This is a genomic window from uncultured Campylobacter sp., from assembly GCF_937980635.1.
In the GTDB taxonomy this organism is placed as follows: Bacteria; Campylobacterota; Campylobacteria; order Campylobacterales; family Campylobacteraceae; genus Campylobacter_B.
Genome location: NZ_CALJPG010000020.1, coordinates 69,561 through 91,065, shown reverse-complemented (window position 1 = coordinate 91,065; position 21,505 = coordinate 69,561). Strand labels below are relative to the sequence as shown.

Genomic DNA, 21,505 nt, shown 5'->3' with positions numbered 1-21,505 from the left:
TTAATCTAAGAGCCCGGGGATAAAAAATCATTAGTAAATTTTAACATCTCTCTTAAACTCATCTTTTTGATTTTCAATAAATTTAACGTAACGATTAAAAACCATCTCCGTGCTACTATGACCCAAAAGCCTTGAAAGCTCATAAGGACTAATATCAGTGTTTTTTAGAATATTAGTCGCATATGTATGGCGCATAACATATAGCTTACGATACGGAATTCCCAAAGACTTAAGTAAAGGCTTCCAACAATAGCGAGTAAATGAAAAATCGGTGTTATAAGGCTCGCAATATTGATTGACAAATAGGTAAGCAGTAAAAGTGAGACGACAATAGCACCATAAATCATAATATAAAGCATCGACTATAGGCACTTGCCTTATACTACCTGCAGTTTTAGGACTATTCTCACCGAATTTTGACCTAGAAAGCTCAACGTTTATAAGCTTTTTCTTAAAATCGATATTTTCCTTTTTAAGAGCTAGAATTTCGCCCGTGCGCATACCTGTGTAAAAGCCAATTTTTAAAAACATTTGAAACTTTGAACTATAAGCCTTTGAAGCTTCTAAAATACGATTAACTTCAGTATTGGTAAAAGGCTGAATTTTAGGCTTGACAAGGTTAAAATTCCGTATATAATCAATCGGATTATTTTTAATAAACTCATCATACTTAGCAAGCTGAAAAATTTGATTTAAGCAGCTTTTATAATCCCTTAGAGTTTTGGCACTCACTTCCTTATTCATCTGTGAGAACCATAGCCTAAGCTCGCTAGCCTTAATACTCTCAATCTCTCTATCGTATAAAAAATTTAGCCTTTTAACAACGATACTTTCATACTTAAAGATAGTAGAGGGTTTCCAGCTATTAGAGCCTATTTGCAAAAATAGATCGGAAAAATATTTAAATTTCATCACTTCCCCTTTTTAGAATGGATACGGCATAACGCCATTGTTAGAATATTTAAATTCAAGCTCTCTAATATCTTCAAGAGCGTGTTCCGTAAAATATCTGATATGATTTTTATAGCGTTGCAAGAAACCGCGCTCGATCATCTCATTCTCAAGCATAGTATAATCTTGAACGCTTAGAATATCGTCTGTAATCTCTTTGCAATTATCACGCCAGTAAAGTTTAAGCCTTTCATCGCTCATATCTTTCCAAGCAGTGCGAAAAATTTTATACGGATTATAATAAACTGGCTTAATACCGCTATTATAGAAACTTTGAATAGATTTTAACTCGTGAGACTGGATTTTACCGCAAGGATTAAAAACTTGTGTCTTTTTCTTAACCCATAAATCCCCAAAATCGTTATCATAGATTAAAACGGGCTTTTTGCTATCGGTGTCGCAAAGCACCGTAAGCAAGCCCAAACTATAATTTTTAGTAAGCTCAATAAGACTAAATTTACCACCTACCTTGCGATAAATTTCAAGACTAATAAAAGTCTTTGACATAGTAACACGGCGAATACGATGCTTTAGATACCAAAACGAAATATCGCTTAAATTCTCGATAGACGGATTATCACGCAGATCATCTAAGGTTTTAAAAATATATTTCATAATATAGCCTGTAGCGTTACGGATATCCGTTTCAATCCTATTTTCATCAGAAATGAAACGCCTTTTTATAACGTGTATTACGCGTTCTTTAAAACTACCAGGAACAAAAAGCAACAAATTTAAATGACAAGTGCCGTCTTTATGAGGCTCTTTAGTAGTAATATAGCATCTATCCTCGGTAGGAATTTCGCGAATAACAACAGAATTCATAATACTACGAATAAGCATTTGAAGTTTATGCGCTCCCGCACAAACACTATGCGCTTCATCATCGATAAAATTTTCATTACGCACAAGCCTATAGCCGCCATTTTTAAGCTTTATAGACCTTTTGCGATGATAGGAGCTAGGAAGCGTAAAAACGCAAAATATAGGCTCCAACCTACGCTCCTTTGCATACATCTCAAGCGATGATACGCGGTTGTTAAGCTCGGCAATATAACGCGCGGGATTGTGCCACGAGCTAAAGTAAAAAGACGACAACGGCACAGAGGCGCCATCATCAAACGAAACAAAATTCTCATCGAGAAATTTCTGCTGGAGCTTTAAGCGCTCCGAAAGAAAAATTTTATCTTCTTTAGTTATACCATACATTATCAAAATCCATAAAATATGAAAACAACACATATCTATTATATTTAGTCAAGAGGCACGCCTTTCGCTCGGCGCAGAGCGCCTCGCTAGGCGTGCACCCGCCTCATCAAAACGCTTCGATTGTAAGCGTAATAACGGACTTCTGGATAACCTTTTGTTTGATTGAAAACAAATACTGGATAATCGGGATATCTTTTAAAAGCGGAATACCATTGCGATACTCGTAAGCTGTTTCTTTATTGATCCCACTTAATACTAAAATTTCGCCCTTGTTGATTGAGTAATTAGATTTTAACTCTTTCTTTGACGTTTGAGGAGTTAAAGTTGTTTCATCTAAAATATCCTCAACGACAAGATCTAAATCAAAATCAATATGGTCTTTCAATATAGTTGGAGTAATAGAAACTTTTAAGCCTACATCGCGATAATCATAAGTGTTTTGCGTAGTAGTAGAAGCATTAGAATAGGTAGAAGTATTTTTAAGATAAGGAATATTCTTAACAGATGAGAAATAAACAGGAGTGCCATTTTTGGCAACTAAATAAGGCGATTGCTTAACGGAAGTAACATCATTTTTAACAAGTAAATTTAAAACCCCATAAAATCCTTTTTTCTTATCTCTGACAACGTTAGTTTCGGCAGTGTAAGGCATAGTTATCAAATTTACAAAATAATTAAAGTCGGCGCGGGTTACAACATCGGCAAGAGAATTTAGATTTGTGCCTATATTTTCGGCATTATTGAGATTAGTTTCTAAAATAGTAAGCTTAAAATTTACCTGCTCAAGCCTTTTATCAGAGCGCTGCGCAAAATCTATAATATCATTGTAATCGTCGTCATTAGCCTTAAAAACAACAGAATTAGTAGATTTTATATATTCGACCTTGGACGAAGTAGAATTAAAATCGTTTGAATCAGTAGTCGATTTAATAATCTTGGATACATCGTCAAAGGTATTATTCTTAAGCTCAAGATAACGAAGCTTAGCCTTAGGAGTTAAAGTGCCGTTATTATCAAGAGCTTTATTTTCTACGTAGTAAAAATCACTATTTCGCACGAGTCTTAAACCTTTAACTTCTATCGCTTTACGAAAAAGAGATATAGAAATTTTAGTTTGTTTATTGGTGTAAAAATAGAAATTATTAGGGTTAATATCGTCAGATATAAGAATATCTGTATTTGAATTTACGCTAGCGAGATTAGCAAATTCTAATAAATTTAACTTGACCTCACTTGCTAAAAGCAGATTTAACGACAGAACTAGTGCTAAAAGAATCCTTTTCATTTTTCACTTCCTTTTTTAAATTTTCAAAAATAGGCTTATCAAAATAAGCATAAATTTCTAAAAAGCCTTTAGTATCGCTTTTGTATTCGATATCAATAGGCTCAACTTGAGAGATCATAAGCGAAAAGTATTTATAAGTGAAAGGAGCATAACCATCTATCACGCAATCAGTGTATATGCACCTTATAAAATATGAATACTGAATTTGAGCCATAGAAACATTTTTATCAACCGAAACCGCAGTATTTCCATAAATTTGATTAACAACAACAGGGGAAGTAGAAATCGAACTAACTTTATGAGTGCTTTTATCGCTAGTATTAAAATAATCTTTGAAAAATAAAAATAATACAACAATTAAAAAAATAAGGAAAAAAGATACTAAAAAATAATACTTAATAAGACTTTTATGTTTCGTTTCATCACCACTATGGTAAAGTTTATAAATTTCAGGGTTAAATTTAAGACTTACACCGCCGCCGACGACTATATCACGCTTTTGATACATTGTAGGGCTGTTAAATAATACATACCGTAAACGACTGGAAAAAAGACGTTTAGAGCCGTCAACTGCCTTATAAAAAAATTCAGCAATCTTTTTATAAGCACTATCGACGAGGCTTAAATTTTGGGTAATAAGATAAATATCTTGATAAAGATGACGATGGTAAGTAAGCCACCAAATCAAGACCTTATCGCCTTTCTGACTAAAAATAGTTGAATGACATTCATCAATAACGATTAAAACATTACATAAATTTAGCTCCTTTGCATATTTTATAAGCTCACTATCGGTTACTTTAGCCTTATAGTAAGAATAAAGAACTGAAAGATTAGATTTGAATTCATCGATATCAAGTTTTTTAATTTTATCTGACTTAGAAAAATCAAATTCATTAATATTTGTATAAGCAAACCTATAATTTTTCTTATTGGTTTTAGTATCACTGATAAAACATTCATATAGCTTATTAACAGCGAAATAGGTTTTACCAGAACCAGGATTACCAACGATATATGTTAAGCTCATTTCTTAAAGAACCTTTTGCCGTTTTTAGACTTAGAATTTGAGCTATACAAAAGCGCCGTTTTAAAAACAGAATCATATTTAATAAAGGCAATTTTAGAAAGAGCCTTAAGAGCATAAATCGCAAAGACACCAAATAAAAAAGGAGCAAAAACGTTAAAAGTAGAGGCAAGAGCCTCAAAAAAGCCGATAGTTTTTAAAACCGCGAAAGCAACGCCTAAAAGCTCACCATTTGGATTAACAATAGCGTTATTCAAAGTATTTATACCACTAGATAGGAAAGAATATACGCTATAAGCAAAACGGAAAAAAGCACCTATAAATGCAATAAAAGCAAGAAAAAAAGCAACTTGATAAGCACGAACGATAGGTATAGTCCAATTTTTAGAAAAAAGATTAAAAAAATACAAAAAAACATCTACCAAACCTGAAAATAACCAACCAAGAATAGCGGGCATATCTAACTCCTAAAGGCATAAAGTAAAATTTTATAGGCAGACCACATAAAACCCACAAGGAAAGCCAAATAAAACATAAAATACAAAGGATCACGCATAGGGGCTAAGACAGCACATAAATCCCAAGTAACATCTTTCGCTTCGATATTTGTGCCACTAAATTTACGAGTAACAGGGCAAGTTTTAGGAACAGAAGGACTATTAAGCTTAGGAATAGACTTGCCACCTTCAAACATATCTTTAAAACCTTTAAGATCGCCGATAAGACCGTCAAAAGCTTTAAATTCACCCTCTAAAGAACCAAAATAGTCCTCATTGTCGCCATCGCCTATGCCAGCTTGAAAATCACCTTTACCTACACCATCATTGTTATTACCGCTACCACTATGACCCTTATCGCCTTTACTACCATCGTCCTTACCCTTACCATTATTATTGGGATCATCTTTAGAATGATTAGAGCCCGGCTTATCAGGGTTTTTAGTTTTGTTATTATCCCCTATAGTGATATTGCCGCTAGAACCCTTTGAATTATCATCACCGGTAGTAGAACCATTACCCTTACCATCACCTTTACCAGAACCGCCGCCTTTATCTTTATCCTTGTCCTTATTTTTATCTTCCTCTTTTTCTTTATCAGTCTTAGCACTATCAGGATTTGACATACTTTTATCCAGGGCGTCCAAATCAATCTGAGTGAAATCATCAAGATTTAAGCCAGAGCACATAGCATCGCCAGCAGCACTTTTATTAACTCGAATAATACCGACGGTGCATTTTGCGACACAAGAATAATTTGCAACAATAGTATCAGGTGCTTGATTTATGCCGACAATAGTGTCACCTTTGTCATAAAATCCCTCAAATTTACCCGAAATTTTACCGCTAGATTGAGTAACCTTAATTTTTTTATCGCCCTCGCCGTGGGAGCAAACGCAATTAAAGCGCTGTTGCAATATCTCAAAATCAGCGCAAGTAGAAACACATCGATTTTCAAAATTGAAAGTGCCACTTTTGCATACGCAAGATTTTGTTTCAGAATCATATTGAGTATTTTCAGAGCAAGGCTTGCAGGTATTAGTTAGCTTGTCCAAAACCTCGGGAGCAGCACAAATAATTTCATCGCAAGTTTTCTTTTCGGGATTATAAACACTACCAGCGGGGCAGTTAGTTATACATTCATTTTTAGATTTATTCCAAATTTCGCCATTCAAACACACCTGACATTGCTCGGTAGAGGTATTAAAATTACTGCCCTCAGGGCAGGATTTGAGATTTGAAATAATCTCATATCTATTATAAACAGCACTTTTGAAAGTATCGAAATAAATACCACTAGGAATTTTACCCTTATCAAGAGTGTAATAATCGACCCCATTTCTAAAAGTATAAACAACAGGTAGGGAATATTCATAGGAATAAAAAAATCCACCGTTAAGAAAACTAAAACGAGGGACATCTTTATCAACATTATTAGTATATATAATATATTTCTTAACATTAGATAATTTATATATAGCAGCGCCAACATCATAATAGGCGAAGCCATTATCAGGATTATAAAAATTGAAAGTAGCAGGGGCAACTTGATCGGAAGTAGGCTCATAAAAACGGCTAGTAGATGGAATATCGGGCTCGGCAGTAGAAAAATAATCGAAAGCATTTTTAAATGGAACAAGGGGATTATCATCGGCAAAAAGGCAGCAGAACGAAAGCAACAATAATAAGAGAGCTTTAAATTTAAGCATTTCACTTCCTTTCAGATGAATAAAAGCGGCTAGACAGACGCCAAACGCTACGCGATACACGCCTTGGAGGCGTGGGCTACACGCGTGCGAAACATTATTTTTTAAAAATCGTAGAGCGATTTTTAAAAAATAATTCGCGCGTGTAGCCGAAATTCCTACTTAGAAAGCTCATTAGAAATAACACCAGCAGCTAACAATACAGGAACAACCGCAGCAATAATATAAACATATATACTAAAAAATAAATCAAAACTCATTATGCCCGTAACATCTAAAACTGAACCCATCTTCTCAACCTGAAATTTTTACACAAATTAAAACGACAAACAAAAGCAACGCAAAACCAATTAACACAGCACTTAGGGCAAATAGTGCGTTTAAAGTTTCTGAGCTAAGCCCAAGCTGCGTAACATCTATCGAAAGCATTTCTAAGCCCGTCTAAAAACTTTTATGCCCAATAAAACCGCTTTCACTACAAAAAGCGAAGCAGTAAAAATGCCTAGCAAAGTTTGACACGCCAGAATAAGCGCGGACAAATCGAACGAAACCATACGACACCTTTTTTCTATTCAAAAAAACCTACCTCCCGAACACACGGGAGGGTAGGAGCAAAGACGCTAAATTTTGCGGAACTGACGCAAAGCCAAACCGATAGCGGCAACGATAGCAATCGCGGTAACGATAATGCCGATAGCAGAGTAGAAATACGTAAGATCAAACGTTCCAGTAAATCCATTGTCCTTGGAAAACGTAACGTCCGCAGAAACAGTATCTACGCAGACAGCAGCCGCAGCAACGGCACCTAAAACCTTAGCTTTTGAAGTTTGCAAAAACGCTTTAACTTTACTTGCAAATCCCATAACAAGCTCCTTTTTTGAAATTTGCGCCTAAAAGACACATAAAAACTTATAAGCGAAGCTTTTATGTGTTTTCTAGGTTTTAGTGCGGGCGGGAAAGGAAGTGAAAACCTAACCGCCCTAGTAGTTTTTTGACTTGCCTAGGTCAGAACGTTTTAAAAGTCCTATTTTTTGGAAGCAACAGCCGCAGGAGCAGTAGAAGCCGCAAAAGGCGACTTGTCAAAAGTTTCTATCTGGATATCATCGGCAACAATAAGAAAATTCCCGCGTTGCCCGGCAGAGATAAAGCGATACGGAATTCCGACAAATTTATCCTTATAAGATTGCCATTTTTCACGATCGGTAATAGGCAAACGTAAAATTTCAGTATCTTTGACCTTGTAGCCATCAAGATCGTGAGAGGAGTAAGTAACGGTAACTTCAAGCGTTTGAGTAATTTCACCAGTTTGGCGATTTGTATTCTTGACGGGGCGAACTTCGTCAACAAGCCCGATAAGGTAGGTAATCATAATAAAGCTCCTTTAAGGAAAATTTCGTCAAGCTTTTGGATTTAACGGGGGCGGAGCTTATAACCACCCCCGAGCAGTTTAAAGACGTGCTCGGGTCTGAAACTCTAAAAAGAATTTCGCAAATATTTAGCAAAAATAAGCTAAAATATTTTTGGACTTTTAAAATATATTAAACATTCTGTTTATATGTCTAAAATATTTAAACACATTATACAAAATAATTTAGACATTGTCAATAGAAAAAAGGAAAAATTTTGACAATACGAGAAATTTGCGAATATATAAATATCACGACACCCACACTTTATAATTGGAAAAGAGAAAAACCAAATTTATACAATATAGTAATGAATTTTAAAAATGAAAATTCAAATAATTTTAGCAAAGCAGAACAAGAAATAATAAAACTATTTAGAAGCCTAAACGAATTAGAAAAAGAATTTTACCTAAGCGATATAAAAGCTAGAGTATTAAAAAAGCAATTGGAGAAATAAAATGGGGCTTTTTATAATCCTTCTTATGATAATAATATCATTTTTGCTACTTTCTTTAATAGCAGACCAATACTCAAAAACAGATCATAGGGATTTTGAATATAAAAAAGACTGGAAACCTAAATATAAAAAAGACTACCAAGAACAAACAAATAAAGAAAAAGGCGATGAATATGAATTTTATATAGGTAGATTATTCAAAGAACACGGTTATAAAGTATACTATAAAGGAATAAACGAGGGATACTTTGACGAGGGAATAGATCTAATATGCTATAAAGGAATTGAAGTAGTATTAGTTCAATGCAAAAACTGGAAAAAGCAAGCCGATCTAAATAGCATTAAAAAATTTGTATATAATTGCAGAGAATACGAACAAAAAAACTACATCAAACTAAGGCGAAAAAGCATAAGAAAAATTTTCGTAATATCAAATCCTTACAAAAATAAAGAAATACGCGAATACCTAAAGCAAATCAATAACGAAATAGAATTTTTTAATGTCGCACTGCAACATTATAGAAAAATCTATTAAATCCCATTAAGCTTCAAATTTGCAGCCTCGCTTAAAAATTGTGATCTATTATTGGTTACCTTGTCGATAGCATTAAGCAAAGATTGCGAAAGACTTACATTTACACGAATTTTCTTATCAGAAGCAGGCTCAGGAATAAAATCGTTATGCTCTAGCATACTCTCAAGCGTAGATTTAAAAGCAGCATCAAGATCGTTTAATGCTTCCTCTTTTGTATCGCCATCGCCCCAAAACAAAGCATAACCTTTGAATTCGGGCATAAATGCACCCCAGCCGCCGCCTTCATCATCTGCTATCTTTCTAAGCTCGATTTTATAAGGCAAATTTAGATAATAGTTTAAATCCTTTTTCATTTCTGCTCCTCTATAGATTTTAGCACAAGTCTAACATAAAAAATTTTCATAGGCTTATGTTTGGGCAAAGTTACCAAATAGCCATTTCTTACAAAATTATGGTGAGAGCCTTTAATGCTTTGCAAAGTAAAACCCCTGCTAAGCAAAATCTTTTCTAAAGTCTCAAACCTTACATTCTTGGGATTATTTTCCAAATCCTTGATTAGCTTATCGTCTTTACTCATCTTTAAACCTTATTGTGTAATTATACACAAATAAATTTAATGTAAATTTAAATGCGTAGTAAAATTTCAAATCTCGTCGGTCGCACCATCTATCAAAATTTTCCCTATTTTTTAGTTTTTTTGAATTTTTAGATAATTTTTTAAGCCCTATTTTTTGGAATTTTGAAATTACTCTTAAAAAATTTTTAATACTTAAAACTACCGATTGATACATATATTTTAAGAAAAACTACTATATATTAAAAAATTGTATAGTAGCTTTTTCTGCGCTCCTGCCTTGTTAATCCTTTGAGGAAATTCTATAATCTGCCTAAAATTACTATGCAAAGGAAGAAAGATGACAGAAGTTTTTACTAAAATTAAGGATAATCCAATTTTTAAATCAGATCCTGATAAAGTAGTCAGGAATTTTATCTTGCCGCAATATAAGCGCACTATGGTCGAAGTCTTAGATGATTTTATAGCCGTTAAATTTTATAGCTCACCAGCCAGAGATGGAACGATTAAAATGCATAGACACTATCACTATACGCAAGGTGGCAAGTTAATCAAGGTTTTAGGTAATGCCGACGAAATAACATTTGAAGGGGCTAGAATATTGTTAATATTCATAATTTGTGCTACCAGTAAATACATGCTCTATGCTGCTCCTAGCGTATAGTTTGGGTTGCTATGGTGCATAAACATATAAGTTTTTGCTTCATTGCCGTTTATGGCAGGTATGGTTACTTTTACAAATTCACCCTCCCTTAGCTCTCTACTAAGTGAGATTGTAAAATTCATCTTTCCTGCTTTTTCTACTGCATTTGCATTTGATACATTTACTGCTATCTCATCTGCTTTGTGTAGGGTTATGTCAAGACACTCTTGGTATGGATTAAAGTCTTCTATAATAAGGCTATCATTTACTATAAGCTTATTATCAATTAGTTCATATTTTATATTGTCTTTTGTTTTATATATGTTTGAGCCTTTTTCTATTTGAGTGCCGTCTGTTAGTTTGCGACCATAAAAATATACCTGACCTTTTCCATCCTCATCTCTTATAGTGTCTTTGCCGTCGGTAAAGTATGTATCATAGCCGGCTCCGCCTAATAGTAAATCATTTCCGCTTCTGCCTTGAAGCAAGTCATCTCCACTACTGCCGAACAATATATCGCCTTTCCTATCGCCAAATATAGAACCACTTGGCTCACCATTAATGTTTAAAATTTTTCTAGCTTGTGTCGATAATGGTCTTGTATAAATAGAACTATCATTATTCCTAACTTCTATAAAGCCATTTGAGGTAATATTTATATTATTGTTATCTTCTCCATATATTTTCTTAAATATACTTCCCAAATCCCAATCAACAAGAGATAATGCCAAATTTACACCAGTAATTATCCAACCTTGCGGTGTCAATAATGCCGCACCAGCAATAATTGCATCTCCTAACGCCCCAACCATTTGTTTCATTTTGCTTTCACCCATAGTACTATCAATTAACACATTTCCTGCTGCGGTTTCTACAAACAAAACAATAGCCCTAGCTTTGCTTTTTAAAATCTTTTCGGGTATATCAGTGAAATTTGCAGCAATACTATAACCACTGCTTGCACTATTCCACATTTTACGAATATTTTCTAAATTATCTTTACTATTTTCAGAAAGATTGAATTTAGTAAATTTTTCAATAATATTTTTTTCAGCTTTATCCAAAGCAACTCTTGCTTTCGCTTCTCTGCTACCTGTTGAATTCATCGTTCGCTCCTTGTGTTATAAAAATTTTTATCAAAAATTCCAAAGCTAGTTTTAGCATTTGAAATATTTAATTTCACATTTTCTAAAAAGTATTTTTTAAATTCTTTAAATTCTTTGTCGTTGCAAATCATAATATTCATCACTTTTCCATTTTTGCTGTAAATGGTAAGACAATCATAAACGCTATCATTGATTTTGCCACCATTTATTGTATGAGTTATGATTTTTGGAATTGCATAAAATACAACGATAAGTGCAAAAATAAAAAACAAAATAATAGGCTCATTAAATGCAAAAATTGCGTATATGTATGTAGAAATAATAATCAAAAGTAAAATTTTGGCAACTAGTGAAATTTGTTCGCTTCCATCTCTAAAATCAACGCTAAATTTAACATTTTTAATATTTTTTACTTGCATAAAATCAAAAGATTTATCATTTTTAATTTGGCTTATCATTTCATTTTTCAGAATAAAATAATTTTTGCCCAAAAATTTCATAATGTAAGGAATTGCTACCATAAGAGATAAAATCGTAAAACCATTGACTTTTTCTGGTTTTGCGATACACAAAATAATAAAAGCTAAAATCATTAAAAATATACCAATCAAATTTACTTGTGGTTTGTAATCTTTTATAACAATCGGCTCTTTGTCATAATCCCTTAAATTCTTGTTTTTATTAAAAACATCATTATCCACCTTTCATCCTTTTTATACAATTTCATTTTAAATTCAATATCGGTCAGTATCGCTGATACTGAATTTTATGAATTTACAAATTTAAACTTGCTATTGCTTTTGAATTCAAACAACAAGTAAATTTAAATTTGCAAATTTGATATTTGGATCTGTTTGATCTGAATTAGCCCTCGGTTAAACCCAAAATCCATGGCAGTCTTTTTTTACCGTAGCTTGTTAATTGTTCAATCCCCTATACCCCGCCCATGCTAGCTCTGCATATGTTTTTAGCGCCTCAAACTTTCTCATTTTTTATCCTTTCTAAAGAATTCCTCTATCATCTTTTGATTACACTTTTCTATTGAATTAGTTTCATTTTTGTTACACAATCTAAAAGAGTCATTTGATTCTTGTCCCAAAGCACTCACAAAAGCCTGAAGTATCCAAGAGTGATAATACTCATAGATGTATGTGTTGTCGGCTAGTATCTCGCCTGTATTTCTGTCTTTTATTAGTCCACCGTAATTAAATCCCATATCAAGCATGTTATCAAAGATTGTTTTTATGCTGGGTTCCTCTTTAATATCGTCATACTTATATCTTATTTTTATTTCGATATCCGATATCTCATCTTTGGAGATTTCTTTGCGAGCTACGCATTTGTCTTTATAAATTTCTTGAAGCTCTTTTACATCGTATTTTATATATCTTAATATTTCGGTCGCTTTTCGTTTCAAATCAGTCTCTGAGATGTTTGCGCCATCAAGCAACGATTTTATCTCTTTGGCTATTTTATCTTCGCTTTCATTATTTGGCTGTAGATCGTTTAGAAATTTAACCATTTCTTTATACGGTATTGAGACGTTTTTTGAAAAATTTCTTAATGTTCGGTCAGGAGAGAGGAAGCACTCTTTTGAAGTGTTATCATCGACGTAAACCCTAAAATATTTACCGTTATTGGGACTATTTTCTGCTTTGACCTTGTAATCTATATAGTCCAAATTTCCGTTTATCAATACCTTGAAAGCTGTATCGACCGTATAGTCTCTGTCATTATTATCATCTAAAACCGGAAACCACCTATCAAATTTCTTTTCTCCGGCATAATATGCTCTGATAGCTGGCTTTTCGTAGACGTTTATCTTGCCGTATAAATATCCGTAGCAGTGAAATATGGCAGAAACTATAAATCCGTCACCGAAAAATACGACAAACCAAACAAAAAGCCAAAAACGTTTGCGTTTGCCTTTAGGGGCGATTAGGGCAACAAAAAAGCTTATGGTAAAAAAAGCGGGCATTATGAAAAGAAATACTATACTGCGCATATCTAACCCTTATAAAAATACATATGCAAATTTGTAAAGCCCAAAGAACTTTTTTAGTAGCAATATTTTATTGCTCTATATCTTAGCTCGTCATTAAATTTCACATAAATTCATCTGCTTGAATTTATGTGAAATTTTAAAATTAGCTTGAGCATCTTAAAATTATTTTCGGTTTTTAAGTCTTTTTAGCTCTTCAAGCTCCTGTTTACATTGGACTCTTTATAAATGGAATTTCGATGCATTCTATACGAAAGGGGATTAAGATTTTATAAAACGGCGGATGAAATTTTAGTTTTGCCGTCACGATAAACAGGTAGGTTGATCTGCGATTTTCAAACGCAAAAAAAGCGCTTAAAAGCTTCGCGAGTCGAAGCGGAATTTAGACGCAGCAGCGGCGTTTTGCTTTGCAATTTGAGTTAAAATTTGATATGATTGTGCGAAATTTATATTGAACGGCTTTTCAAAATGAATAAATTTATAACCCAAAAAATAGGCGCACTCGCGGGTTTTAGTGATGAAATTTTAAAAATTTTAGCATCGTTTGACGCGGATGTTCCGGACGCCAGGCTCGCTTTGCAAATTTCAAAAAACGCCCCTCTTGCGGATAAAATTTTAGATTTGGCCTTTTGCGGTTTGTCTAAATTTAGCGCCGAAGGGCTCGCGAGGCAAAATTTTGCTGCTGCGGATGAGCGGCGCGATCTACAAGGCGCAAAGCCCATAGAACACAGCTTGCAAGACGCCGCAAACGAGTGGCGGCAAAACGAGTGTACCTCTAGCGAGCAAAAAGGCGCAGACTTAGCAGGGCAGGGCGATAGTCTTAAATTTAATCATTCAAATGACGCAAACGGCGCGAACTGCAGTGACAGGAATTTTAAATTTAACCCCTCGCAGGCCGCGAGCGATACGCAGCGGCAAAACCAGCACGCCGCTGCAAGAGCCGATTGCGCGCCAGGTTCGAGCATTTCCGCGCAAGCTGAACGAGCGCATAGGCGAGAACCGATACAAAAGCAGGGGCAAGCGCAGCAGCAAAAACAGGAGCAAGAATGGGGCAGAGCGCAGGAGCAGAGACAAGAGCAGGGCGCCGCGACATCAAAGACGCTAAATTTACAGCGAGCTTTTGAGCTTTACGGGCGCGAGCAGATGCGGGCGTTTTTTCTATTCGCGATATTTGACGAGATGCTAAAGCCGAGCCTGCAGGCGTATCGCATCGATCGCGAAAAGCTCACGCAGGTCTCGCTGCTGCGAAATCTACTTATGTTTTCGTGGATCAAATCCTATCCGCAGATAGAGCAAAGTATCCTTTCAAGCGTGATTTTGGTGGAGTTCGGGCGGGTTTTTATCGACGAGCAGGTGTGCGCGGCGGGCAAGGCGGAGGAATTTTATCATGCCATCAAGGGCTCGATCTTTCCGCAGGATTTTACCGACGTGGAGATGAAATTTTGCGGCACGAACCGCGAGAGCGTCTCGCACGTGCTATTTGCGCATTTTGGGCTAGAGCAGATCGCGCAGGACGCGCTGTATTCAAACGCCCCGGACGACGTGCCTTTTGAGAACAAATCCCGCTACGCGATGCTAAAGATCGCCAAAACCGCGGTCAATATCTACCATCACTTCGACGAGCTTAGCATCGACAACGCTTTAAATTTACTAGTCGAGTTTGGCTTCGAGCAGGAGGCGTTTTTAGAGGCGAAAGGCGAAATTTCGATATGAAAGAGTTCCTGCGCGCCTTTAACTCGGGCGTATTTGAAAAGGATCTCAGCGGCGAGCAAAAGGAGCTCGTGCGCAACCTCTTAAATATCGGTGCTATCAGCGCGCACAAGGGCAAGCTCTATCTGAACGACGGCTATGTTTTCGGCAGGCTCGACATCGCGCGCGACGGCACGGGCTATCTGCAAAGCTTCGACGATCGCTTCAAGGCAGATCTCATCATCGAAAACAGATATTTAAGCGGCGTGCATCTGGGCGATCTGATCCTAGCAAAAATTTTAAGCTCAAGAAAGTCCCGCCTGCACGCAAAAGTGCTGATGTGCGTCAAGCCCGCGTTTTTAACGAGCGTGGTTTATACCAAAAGCTTCGGGCGCGAAATTTTAGGCGTGAACGTCAAAACAGGCCTCGCAAATCCGCTCAAAGCCACGCAAAAATCACTAAAGCAGCTGCCCGCAAACACCCTTTTAAAGATTGATAATCTAACGAACGAGATCACCGAGGTGATTGGAAGTTTATCCGATCCCTTCGTCGATGAGAAAATTTCTTTAGCGATCTACGATAAAAACGACGAATTTAACGAAGCGTGCAAGCAGCAAGCCGCGAGCTTCGGCGGCGAAGTGGACGAGGCGCTGTATCCGCAGCGTGTAGATTTGCAGCATCTGCCCTTTTGCACTATCGATCCCATCGACGCCAAAGACTTCGACGACGCGATCTATTTTGACGTAAAAGAGCGCACGCTTTACGTCGCGATCGCCGACGTGAGCGAATATGTAAGCGAATACTCGCCGATCGATAAGGAGGCGAAATTTCGCGGCTTTTCGATATATTTTCCGCACAGATCCGTGCCGATGCTACCGCGCGAGCTTAGCGAAAACATCTGCTCGCTGATGCCGGATCTGCCGAGGCTGGCCTTTGTTTTTAAAATCGCTTTGGATGAAAATTTAAACCCGCAAAAGCAGGAGCTTTTTGAAGCGATCATAAGATCAAAGCGCCGCTACGATTACGACGAGGTCGATGAAATTTTACGCACCCGCAAGGCGTGCGAGCCTGAAATTTTAAGCTGGCTCTTGCCGCTTAATGAAATTTGCGAGCGACTGCGCCGCGCGAGGCTGAAGCGCGGATTTGATTTCCGCACCAAGGAGCTTCGCATCACGCTTGATGAGCGCGGTTTTATAAGCTCCACTCGCTTTGAGACCGACACTCCGTCGCACAAGCTCATAGAGGATTGTATGCTGCTAGCCAACAAAGCCGCTGCGGCGCGCATCGAGCGGGGCGTTTTTAGAAATCACGGCTCGGCGGAGCTTAAAAAAATTTACGCGCTGCTTGACGATCTGGCGCTGTTCGGCATCGACGCGCCGTATCAGAACAACCTTGCTAAGATGATCGGCGAAATCCAAGCGCAAGCCGATGCTATGGGGATACGCGAGGAGGTCGATAAGCTCATCATTAAGGCTCAAAAACGCGCCGAGTACGCATCCGAATCGCGCGGGCATTTCGGGCTCGGATTTGATAACTACACGCACTTTACAAGCCCGATCAGGCGCTATTCCGATCTCATTTTGCACCGATTGCTAAAGGCGCAGATGAGGGGGGATGAGAAATTTTATAATTACCTGCTTTTAAACATCGACGCGACGTGCGCGCGGCTAAACGAGCTAGAGCGCGAGGCGGACAAGGTCGCGTTTGATTTTATGGACCGAAAATTTGCGCGCTGGGCCGCGGAAAATTTGGGCAAAAAATTCCGCTGCTATATCGACGAAAATGGAAATTCCGTCACCGCAAAGCTAGACGACAAGCTAAAGGGGGCTAAAATTTTCGTTTCAAATTTCGCCGGCGACATTTTAACGCCCGTGCTGGTAGAGCTTACGGATGCAAACATCGCTAGCGGAGTGATTTTAGGCAGGGTGGTAAAGAAGATCTGATGTATAGGAAAGAATTCGACGGGCTTATCGCAAGCGGCAGAGTGCCGAATTTCGTGCTTTTGCGCGGTGGAGACGATTTTTCAAATGAGCTTTACGCGCAGCGCCTGAAGCAAATTTACGCCGCGGAAAATTTTTTGAGTTTGTATTTTTTGGAGTATGATTTTGACGCGGCGCGAAGCTTTTTAGAGCCCTCGCTTTTCGGCGGCAGCAATACGCTTCATATCAAAACCGCCTCGCTCATCAAAAAGGAGGAGCTGCGAAGGCTCATCGCGCTGTGTAAGTCTGACGCGAATAATCATCTGATCTACGAGCTAAACGATAGCGAAATTTCGGTGAGCGCGGATTTTATCAAAGAATTTGAACGAAACGAGGTTAGATTTTTCAAACCCTCGGGCGTAAACGAAGCCATAGCGCTGCTTGCGCAAAAATGCGAGATGTGCGGGCTTTTTGCAAATACTGCCGCGCTTAGCAGGATCTATGCCATCCACAACGAAAGCCTGAGCCTAAGCGCGAGCGAGATAGAAAAATTTGCAAGTTTGGGGCTTGAGCTTAGCCTGCAAAACGTAAATTTGATGGTTTATGGTCTTAGCGAGGTGAGCTACGACGAGCTTTTCGATAAAATTTTCAGCCTTTGCGATTTTCGCGTAGATTTTTACAAAATGGCTCTGGGTGGCGGATACAACGAGATGGAGCTGATAAATTATTTCTACCGCCTGATTTATAGAATTTTTCGCCTGCACGCTTACGTGAAAATAAACGGCAGATTTGATTTTAAGGCAGTTTTAGGCTACCAGCCGCCCCCTTCCGTGACCGCACAGATGCAGCGCTACGCCACTAGCTTTTCTACGCGGACGTTTTATAAAATTTTTGCTCACTTAAACGATTTGGAATTTGAACTCAAAAGTGAAAAGAACGCGGCAAAGGATGAGCTTTTGCTCGCGTCGTTTTTGAGGTTGCAGCGCATGCTGTTAAGTTCGCTCGGGCAAAAAGCAAATATTAAGTGAAATTTTAGTAATATCCTCTCGCATTTTTTGCAAAATCCTTGCCCGCAGACACCGTTTGCGAGCTAAAATCCATAAGGAGAATTTATGAGAAACTACGAGGTTTTATTCATCGTTAAGCCCACGCTTACCGACGATGAAGTTAAAACAAAAGTCGATTTCGTCAAAGAAATCATAACCAAAAACGGCGGAGAGATCGCTTCCGTAATCGAAATGGGCGCTAGAAAGCTAGCCTATAAGATCGACAAATATGAGCGCGGAGTTTATTTCGTAATCTATTTTAAGGCCGAGCCGAGCTTGATCTCCGAACTTGTTAGAAATCTGCGCATCACCGAAGATATCATTAGATTTTTGACCGTCAAATATGAGACTAAGCGTGAAATTTCCGCTTGGGATAAGCTAAGCAAAGGTATCAAACTAAGCCCTGCGAAAAAAGAGCGCGAGCCAAAAGCGCCGGTAGAGCCAAAAGAGCCTGAAGAAGAAGCCAAAGAGGGCGAATAAAGGATAAAATATGTTCAATAAAGTAGTTTTGGTAGGTAATTTGACTCGAGATATTGAGCTTAGATATCTGCAAACGGGTACCGCCGTAGGCAAAACCGGCATCGCCGTCACACGCAGATACAATAGCTCAAACGGCGAGAAACGCGAAGAAACGTGCTTTATAGACATAGATTTTTTCGGTCGTACGGCCGAGATCGCAAACCAATACTTGCGAAAAGGCAGTAAAATTTTGATCGAAGGCCGCTTAAAGCTAGATCAGTGGCAAGATCAAAATGGACAGAACCGAAGCAAGCACTCCATCAGCGTAGATACGATGGAGATGCTAGGAAGCAATCAAGGTGGAAGCGGCGGCTATAATCAAGGCGGTAATTATGAGGGCGGCAATTATGGCGGAAGCTCCGGCGGCTATGGCGGAGGAAATTCTAACTATGGCGGCGGTGGTAATTACGGCGGCGGAAATAGCTATGCTAACAGACAAAACTCAAATTCAAGAGGCGCAAAAAACGATTACAACGCGCCTAAACAAAAAGAGCAGAGTTACGAAAGCACGATTCCGGAAGTCGACGTCGATGCCGATAAATACGATGACGGCAACGACACGATCCCATTTTAATTAAGGAAAAATCATGGCAGATAAGAGAAAATATACTAGGAAGTATTGCAAATTTACGGAGGCAAAGATCGAATTTATCGATTATAAGGACACGGCGCTGCTAAAGCACTGCTTAAGCGAGCGCTTTAAGATTATGCCGCGTCGCTTAACCGGCACCAGCAAAAAATACCAAGAGATGGTAGAAAAGGCTATCAAACGCGCGCGCCAAGCAGCCCTTATACCTTACATCGTTGATCGCAAAGACGTGGTCGTAAATCCATTCGAAAATCTTTAAATTTTAGCGGTGCAAAGCCGCTAAAATTCTCTTTTAAACTTTAAATTTTAAAATTTTAAGTTCACCCTTATAATATCAATATATAATTTCATCATATTTTTTTAAAGGAGAAATTATGGCAGAGAATGAACATCCGGATCATTTAATGTGCCCATTTTGTGGCAAAGACGACATCAAATACGGAGCAATCGTATGCAGTGGATGTCAAGCGGAGATCTCTTATCAAAGATCGTGGTTTATAGTTTTTTTAATTGGCATAGGGGCTTTTGTCTTAGGGTTATATAGTTTTATTAAATATGATTTTGGACTCATAAGTGTTTTTCTTATTTTTATTGGTGTAATTTTAGTTTTATATTCTTTGTTGGTACTATCAAAAGATCATAGCCCAGAATTTACGAGGACTATGAAGCACGTTAAGTAGCCCTTGCTAATCCTTAAATCGGCGATTAAATTTCAAAACTCTTTGATTAAATTTAAAATCAGAGAGTTTTACCGCGAAAATATTTAAAGATAAATTATGAATTTTTCCTAGCCTTCCTCGTCGGTAGCGGTTTGGGTGAGGGGCTTGTAGCTATTTATTTTAGTCTGTATGCTCGTATACGTGATAGGTGGTGGCTTCAATGCCGTTCTCGCTTTTATTCCGGGCTTTATAGTGTTTTGCGTTGCAAAGGCATTTTTAGAAGGCTTGACTTCTAACGTAAATAATAGATTTGTTACCCTTGTCGTTCCGATCGTTGGAGCTTTAGTGCTAGCATATTTTACGGCTGATGCTGTTTATAAAAGTGAGCAGGCAAAAGATGCTGAGCGCGAAGTGCAGAAGCAACAAAATATGACGCAGCAAGATAAAGTCTATTATATCCAACGTAGTTTGATGTTCGGTGGCTACGGTGTGATGATTGATGGTAAATGGGGCAAAAAGACCATGCAAGCGGCGCAGAAATATTCGGGCTCATCCGCGACTTCGATCGACGAGCTTTATGAAGCGGTCAGGGCTAAAAAAGAGGGCAGAAGATAAAATTGAAATCGCAAGCAAAGTTCGTCTGGCTAAATTTTAAAATTTGCTGGTTTTTTTATATCTCTTATCGAGCGCGCTTTTAAATGCAACGTAGTGATTGTCAAAATTTCTTTAGGTTCGTTTGGAAGCTCAAATTTTAATATGATTTGAATGCTTTAAGGGCAGAAGGAAATCTGCTTGCATATGACGTCCAGAACTTAAATTTAGAGATTTTGCCTTAGAGGGTTTGGTGAATGACACTGTCGCCGAATGATTCTGGCTTAAATTTAATGGATTTCAGCTACAAGGCACAGCTAAATTTACGTTACTTTGTATCTTTTCTAAAAGCATAATGCCTCAGCACTCGAGCGAGCAAAATTTTATCTCTCATCGCTACGCTTTGACCTGAAACATGCGACACATTCTAAGTCACGAAAAGCTAAAATTCTTATACCTCCGAAGCTCGTATCGTTTGTCAAAAAGCTCGTGCCTAAATCAAAATCCATACCTCTCAAAACCCAGCTCATTAGCGTTTTTTAATTTCGAGCTGCAAATGAGATAAATGCCGAGGCGTAATCTTTAGTGGATGAAATTTTATACGTAAAAACCGAGGTTTGAATTTGCTATGAAAGTTTCAGTTTCTTAAACTCGCGGCTATATTTTCTTTGCGAAATCGCGTTAAATTTAAGGCTATCTATCCTGGAAAAATTAACGGCGTATTCCTTCAGGCAGGTAAGGATGAAAGAGAAGCGGTAATTGCCATTTTTGTAAAATATCTCGCTCGTTATTATTTCGCCGGGCGCCGCATCGCATCTTTGATCCGAGCTCATAACGCATTTTAGTTCATAATATCCATTTTGCAAATCTCCGATGTAAAATTTCAAATGCAACTTTTCATTGATTTGTTTTTTGGGTAGCAATAGCGCATCATTGAAGTTTATGCCCGCAAAAATTCTTTCTAGCGTATGCATATTTTTATGCAGCCCTGCCAAATACGCCTCGTACCGCCGCTGCCTTAAGGCATATTCACTATCTTTTATATTGCCCTTGATCCAATCTAAGTCAAAATATAGCACTTCAATCTCTTCGGTT

26 protein-coding genes are annotated in these 21,505 nt (G+C 37.7%); 11 read left to right on the top strand and 15 right to left on the bottom strand.

Annotation, left to right across the window (positions count from 1 at the left end; translation table 11 throughout):
• Positions 1 to 30: 30 nt before the first annotated feature.
• The 9 genes from Q0460_RS04455 to Q0460_RS04415 form a co-directional block, all read right to left on the bottom strand.
• Complete coding sequence (locus Q0460_RS04455) at positions 31 to 912, bottom strand: site-specific integrase (protein WP_299085388.1); 882 nt, start codon at positions 910 to 912, stop codon at positions 31 to 33.
• 12 nt (positions 913 to 924) lie between these two features.
• On the bottom strand, positions 925 to 2,160 hold the full coding sequence (locus Q0460_RS04450) for a replication endonuclease (protein ID WP_299085386.1): 1,236 nt from the start codon (positions 2,158 to 2,160) through the stop codon (positions 925 to 927).
• Between the two features lie 106 nt (positions 2,161 to 2,266).
• Positions 2,267 to 3,445 carry a type II and III secretion system protein gene (locus Q0460_RS04445; RefSeq protein ID WP_299085383.1) on the bottom strand — a complete coding sequence of 393 codons (1,179 nt, stop codon included), beginning with the start codon at positions 3,443 to 3,445 and terminating at the stop codon, positions 2,267 to 2,269.
• A complete protein-coding gene (locus Q0460_RS04440) occupies positions 3,390 to 4,475 on the bottom strand; it encodes a zonular occludens toxin domain-containing protein (RefSeq protein WP_299085380.1) in 1,086 nt (361 codons plus the stop codon). The genes Q0460_RS04445 and Q0460_RS04440 overlap by 56 nt, the downstream gene beginning before the upstream one ends.
• A complete protein-coding gene (locus Q0460_RS04435) occupies positions 4,472 to 4,930 on the bottom strand; it encodes a hypothetical protein (RefSeq protein ID WP_299085377.1) in 459 nt (152 codons plus the stop codon). The genes Q0460_RS04440 and Q0460_RS04435 overlap by 4 nt, the downstream gene beginning before the upstream one ends.
• A gap of 2 nt (positions 4,931 to 4,932) precedes the next feature.
• On the bottom strand, positions 4,933 to 6,678 hold the full coding sequence (locus Q0460_RS04430) for a hypothetical protein (RefSeq protein WP_299085374.1): 1,746 nt from the start codon (positions 6,676 to 6,678) through the stop codon (positions 4,933 to 4,935).
• Between the two features lie 155 nt (positions 6,679 to 6,833).
• On the bottom strand, positions 6,834 to 6,965 hold the full coding sequence (locus Q0460_RS04425) for a hypothetical protein (protein WP_299085371.1): 132 nt from the start codon (positions 6,963 to 6,965) through the stop codon (positions 6,834 to 6,836).
• Positions 6,966 to 7,295: 330 nt separating this feature from the next.
• Positions 7,296 to 7,538 carry a hypothetical protein gene (locus Q0460_RS04420; RefSeq protein ID WP_299085364.1) on the bottom strand — a complete coding sequence of 81 codons (243 nt, stop codon included), beginning with the start codon at positions 7,536 to 7,538 and terminating at the stop codon, positions 7,296 to 7,298.
• Between the two features lie 161 nt (positions 7,539 to 7,699).
• A complete protein-coding gene (locus Q0460_RS04415) occupies positions 7,700 to 8,044 on the bottom strand; it encodes a hypothetical protein (RefSeq protein ID WP_299085362.1) in 345 nt (114 codons plus the stop codon).
• Positions 8,045 to 8,298: 254 nt separating this feature from the next.
• Here Q0460_RS04415 and Q0460_RS04410 point away from each other — a divergent pair, with 254 nt between their 5' ends.
• Together Q0460_RS04410 and Q0460_RS04405 are read left to right on the top strand one after the other, a co-directional pair.
• Positions 8,299 to 8,538, top strand: coding sequence for a hypothetical protein (locus Q0460_RS04410; protein ID WP_299085360.1), 240 nt, complete (start codon positions 8,299 to 8,301; stop codon positions 8,536 to 8,538).
• Position 8,539: 1 nt separating this feature from the next.
• Positions 8,540 to 9,073, top strand: a complete 534-nt coding sequence (locus tag Q0460_RS04405; protein ID WP_299085358.1) for a restriction endonuclease — start codon at positions 8,540 to 8,542, stop codon at positions 9,071 to 9,073.
• Here the strand turns inward: Q0460_RS04405 and Q0460_RS04400 are convergent.
• Together Q0460_RS04400 and Q0460_RS04395 are read right to left on the bottom strand one after the other, a co-directional pair.
• Positions 9,070 to 9,426: a type II toxin-antitoxin system HicB family antitoxin gene (locus Q0460_RS04400; protein ID WP_299085356.1), complete on the bottom strand. Its 357-nt coding sequence runs from the start codon at positions 9,424 to 9,426 to the stop codon at positions 9,070 to 9,072. The genes Q0460_RS04405 and Q0460_RS04400 overlap by 4 nt on opposite strands.
• Positions 9,423 to 9,650, bottom strand: a complete 228-nt coding sequence (locus tag Q0460_RS04395) for a type II toxin-antitoxin system HicA family toxin (RefSeq protein WP_299085354.1) — start codon at positions 9,648 to 9,650, stop codon at positions 9,423 to 9,425. Before Q0460_RS04395 ends, Q0460_RS04400 begins: the two co-directional genes overlap by 4 nt.
• A 337-nt stretch (positions 9,651 to 9,987) precedes the next feature.
• On the opposite strand from Q0460_RS04395, the gene Q0460_RS04390 reads away from it, so the two are divergent.
• Positions 9,988 to 10,311 carry a hypothetical protein gene (locus tag Q0460_RS04390; RefSeq protein WP_299085351.1) on the top strand — a complete coding sequence of 108 codons (324 nt, stop codon included), beginning with the start codon at positions 9,988 to 9,990 and terminating at the stop codon, positions 10,309 to 10,311.
• Here the strand turns inward: Q0460_RS04390 and Q0460_RS04385 are convergent.
• The 3 genes from Q0460_RS04385 to Q0460_RS04375 all read right to left on the bottom strand — a co-directional run bounded on the left by Q0460_RS04385 (position 10,290) and on the right by Q0460_RS04375 (position 13,401).
• Entirely contained in the window at positions 10,290 to 11,396 is a 1,107-nt protein-coding gene (locus Q0460_RS04385; RefSeq protein ID WP_299085348.1) for a hypothetical protein, read from the bottom strand. The two genes, Q0460_RS04390 and Q0460_RS04385, sit on opposite strands and share 22 nt — an antisense overlap.
• Positions 11,393 to 12,097 carry a hypothetical protein gene (locus Q0460_RS04380; protein WP_299085345.1) on the bottom strand — a complete coding sequence of 235 codons (705 nt, stop codon included), beginning with the start codon at positions 12,095 to 12,097 and terminating at the stop codon, positions 11,393 to 11,395. Before Q0460_RS04380 ends, Q0460_RS04385 begins: the two co-directional genes overlap by 4 nt.
• Before the next feature lie 284 nt (positions 12,098 to 12,381).
• Positions 12,382 to 13,401 carry a hypothetical protein gene (locus Q0460_RS04375; protein WP_299085342.1) on the bottom strand — a complete coding sequence of 340 codons (1,020 nt, stop codon included), beginning with the start codon at positions 13,399 to 13,401 and terminating at the stop codon, positions 12,382 to 12,384.
• Between the two features lie 465 nt (positions 13,402 to 13,866).
• Here Q0460_RS04375 and Q0460_RS04370 point away from each other — a divergent pair, with 465 nt between their 5' ends.
• The 8 genes from Q0460_RS04370 (at position 13,867) to Q0460_RS04335 (ending at position 20,434) form a co-directional block, all read left to right on the top strand.
• Entirely contained in the window at positions 13,867 to 15,111 is a 1,245-nt protein-coding gene (locus Q0460_RS04370; protein ID WP_299085339.1) for a hypothetical protein, read from the top strand.
• Positions 15,108 to 17,030 carry a ribonuclease R family protein gene (locus Q0460_RS04365; RefSeq protein ID WP_299085336.1) on the top strand — a complete coding sequence of 641 codons (1,923 nt, stop codon included), beginning with the start codon at positions 15,108 to 15,110 and terminating at the stop codon, positions 17,028 to 17,030. The genes Q0460_RS04370 and Q0460_RS04365 overlap by 4 nt, the downstream gene beginning before the upstream one ends.
• Complete coding sequence (locus Q0460_RS04360) at positions 17,030 to 18,034, top strand: DNA polymerase III subunit delta (RefSeq protein WP_299085333.1); 1,005 nt, start codon at positions 17,030 to 17,032, stop codon at positions 18,032 to 18,034. The genes Q0460_RS04365 and Q0460_RS04360 overlap by 1 nt, the downstream gene beginning before the upstream one ends.
• Before the next feature lie 84 nt (positions 18,035 to 18,118).
• Positions 18,119 to 18,532: a 30S ribosomal protein S6 gene (rpsF, locus tag Q0460_RS04355; protein ID WP_299085330.1), complete on the top strand. Its 414-nt coding sequence runs from the start codon at positions 18,119 to 18,121 to the stop codon at positions 18,530 to 18,532.
• A gap of 10 nt (positions 18,533 to 18,542) precedes the next feature.
• Positions 18,543 to 19,145 (top strand): single-stranded DNA-binding protein, encoded by a 603-nt coding sequence (locus tag Q0460_RS04350; RefSeq protein ID WP_298081922.1) that lies wholly within the window; start codon positions 18,543 to 18,545, stop codon positions 19,143 to 19,145.
• A gap of 13 nt (positions 19,146 to 19,158) precedes the next feature.
• Positions 19,159 to 19,419 (top strand): 30S ribosomal protein S18, encoded by a 261-nt coding sequence (gene rpsR, locus Q0460_RS04345; protein WP_295151385.1) that lies wholly within the window; start codon positions 19,159 to 19,161, stop codon positions 19,417 to 19,419.
• 115 nt (positions 19,420 to 19,534) lie between these two features.
• Positions 19,535 to 19,840 (top strand): hypothetical protein, encoded by a 306-nt coding sequence (locus Q0460_RS04340; protein ID WP_299085327.1) that lies wholly within the window; start codon positions 19,535 to 19,537, stop codon positions 19,838 to 19,840.
• Between the two features lie 264 nt (positions 19,841 to 20,104).
• On the top strand, positions 20,105 to 20,434 hold the full coding sequence (locus tag Q0460_RS04335; protein ID WP_299085324.1) for a hypothetical protein: 330 nt from the start codon (positions 20,105 to 20,107) through the stop codon (positions 20,432 to 20,434).
• 602 nt (positions 20,435 to 21,036) lie between these two features.
• On the opposite strand, the gene Q0460_RS04330 is transcribed toward Q0460_RS04335, so the two are convergent.
• Entirely contained in the window at positions 21,037 to 21,489 is a 453-nt protein-coding gene (locus Q0460_RS04330) for a hypothetical protein (RefSeq protein ID WP_299085321.1), read from the bottom strand.
• Between the last annotated feature and the right edge of the window lie 16 nt (positions 21,490 to 21,505).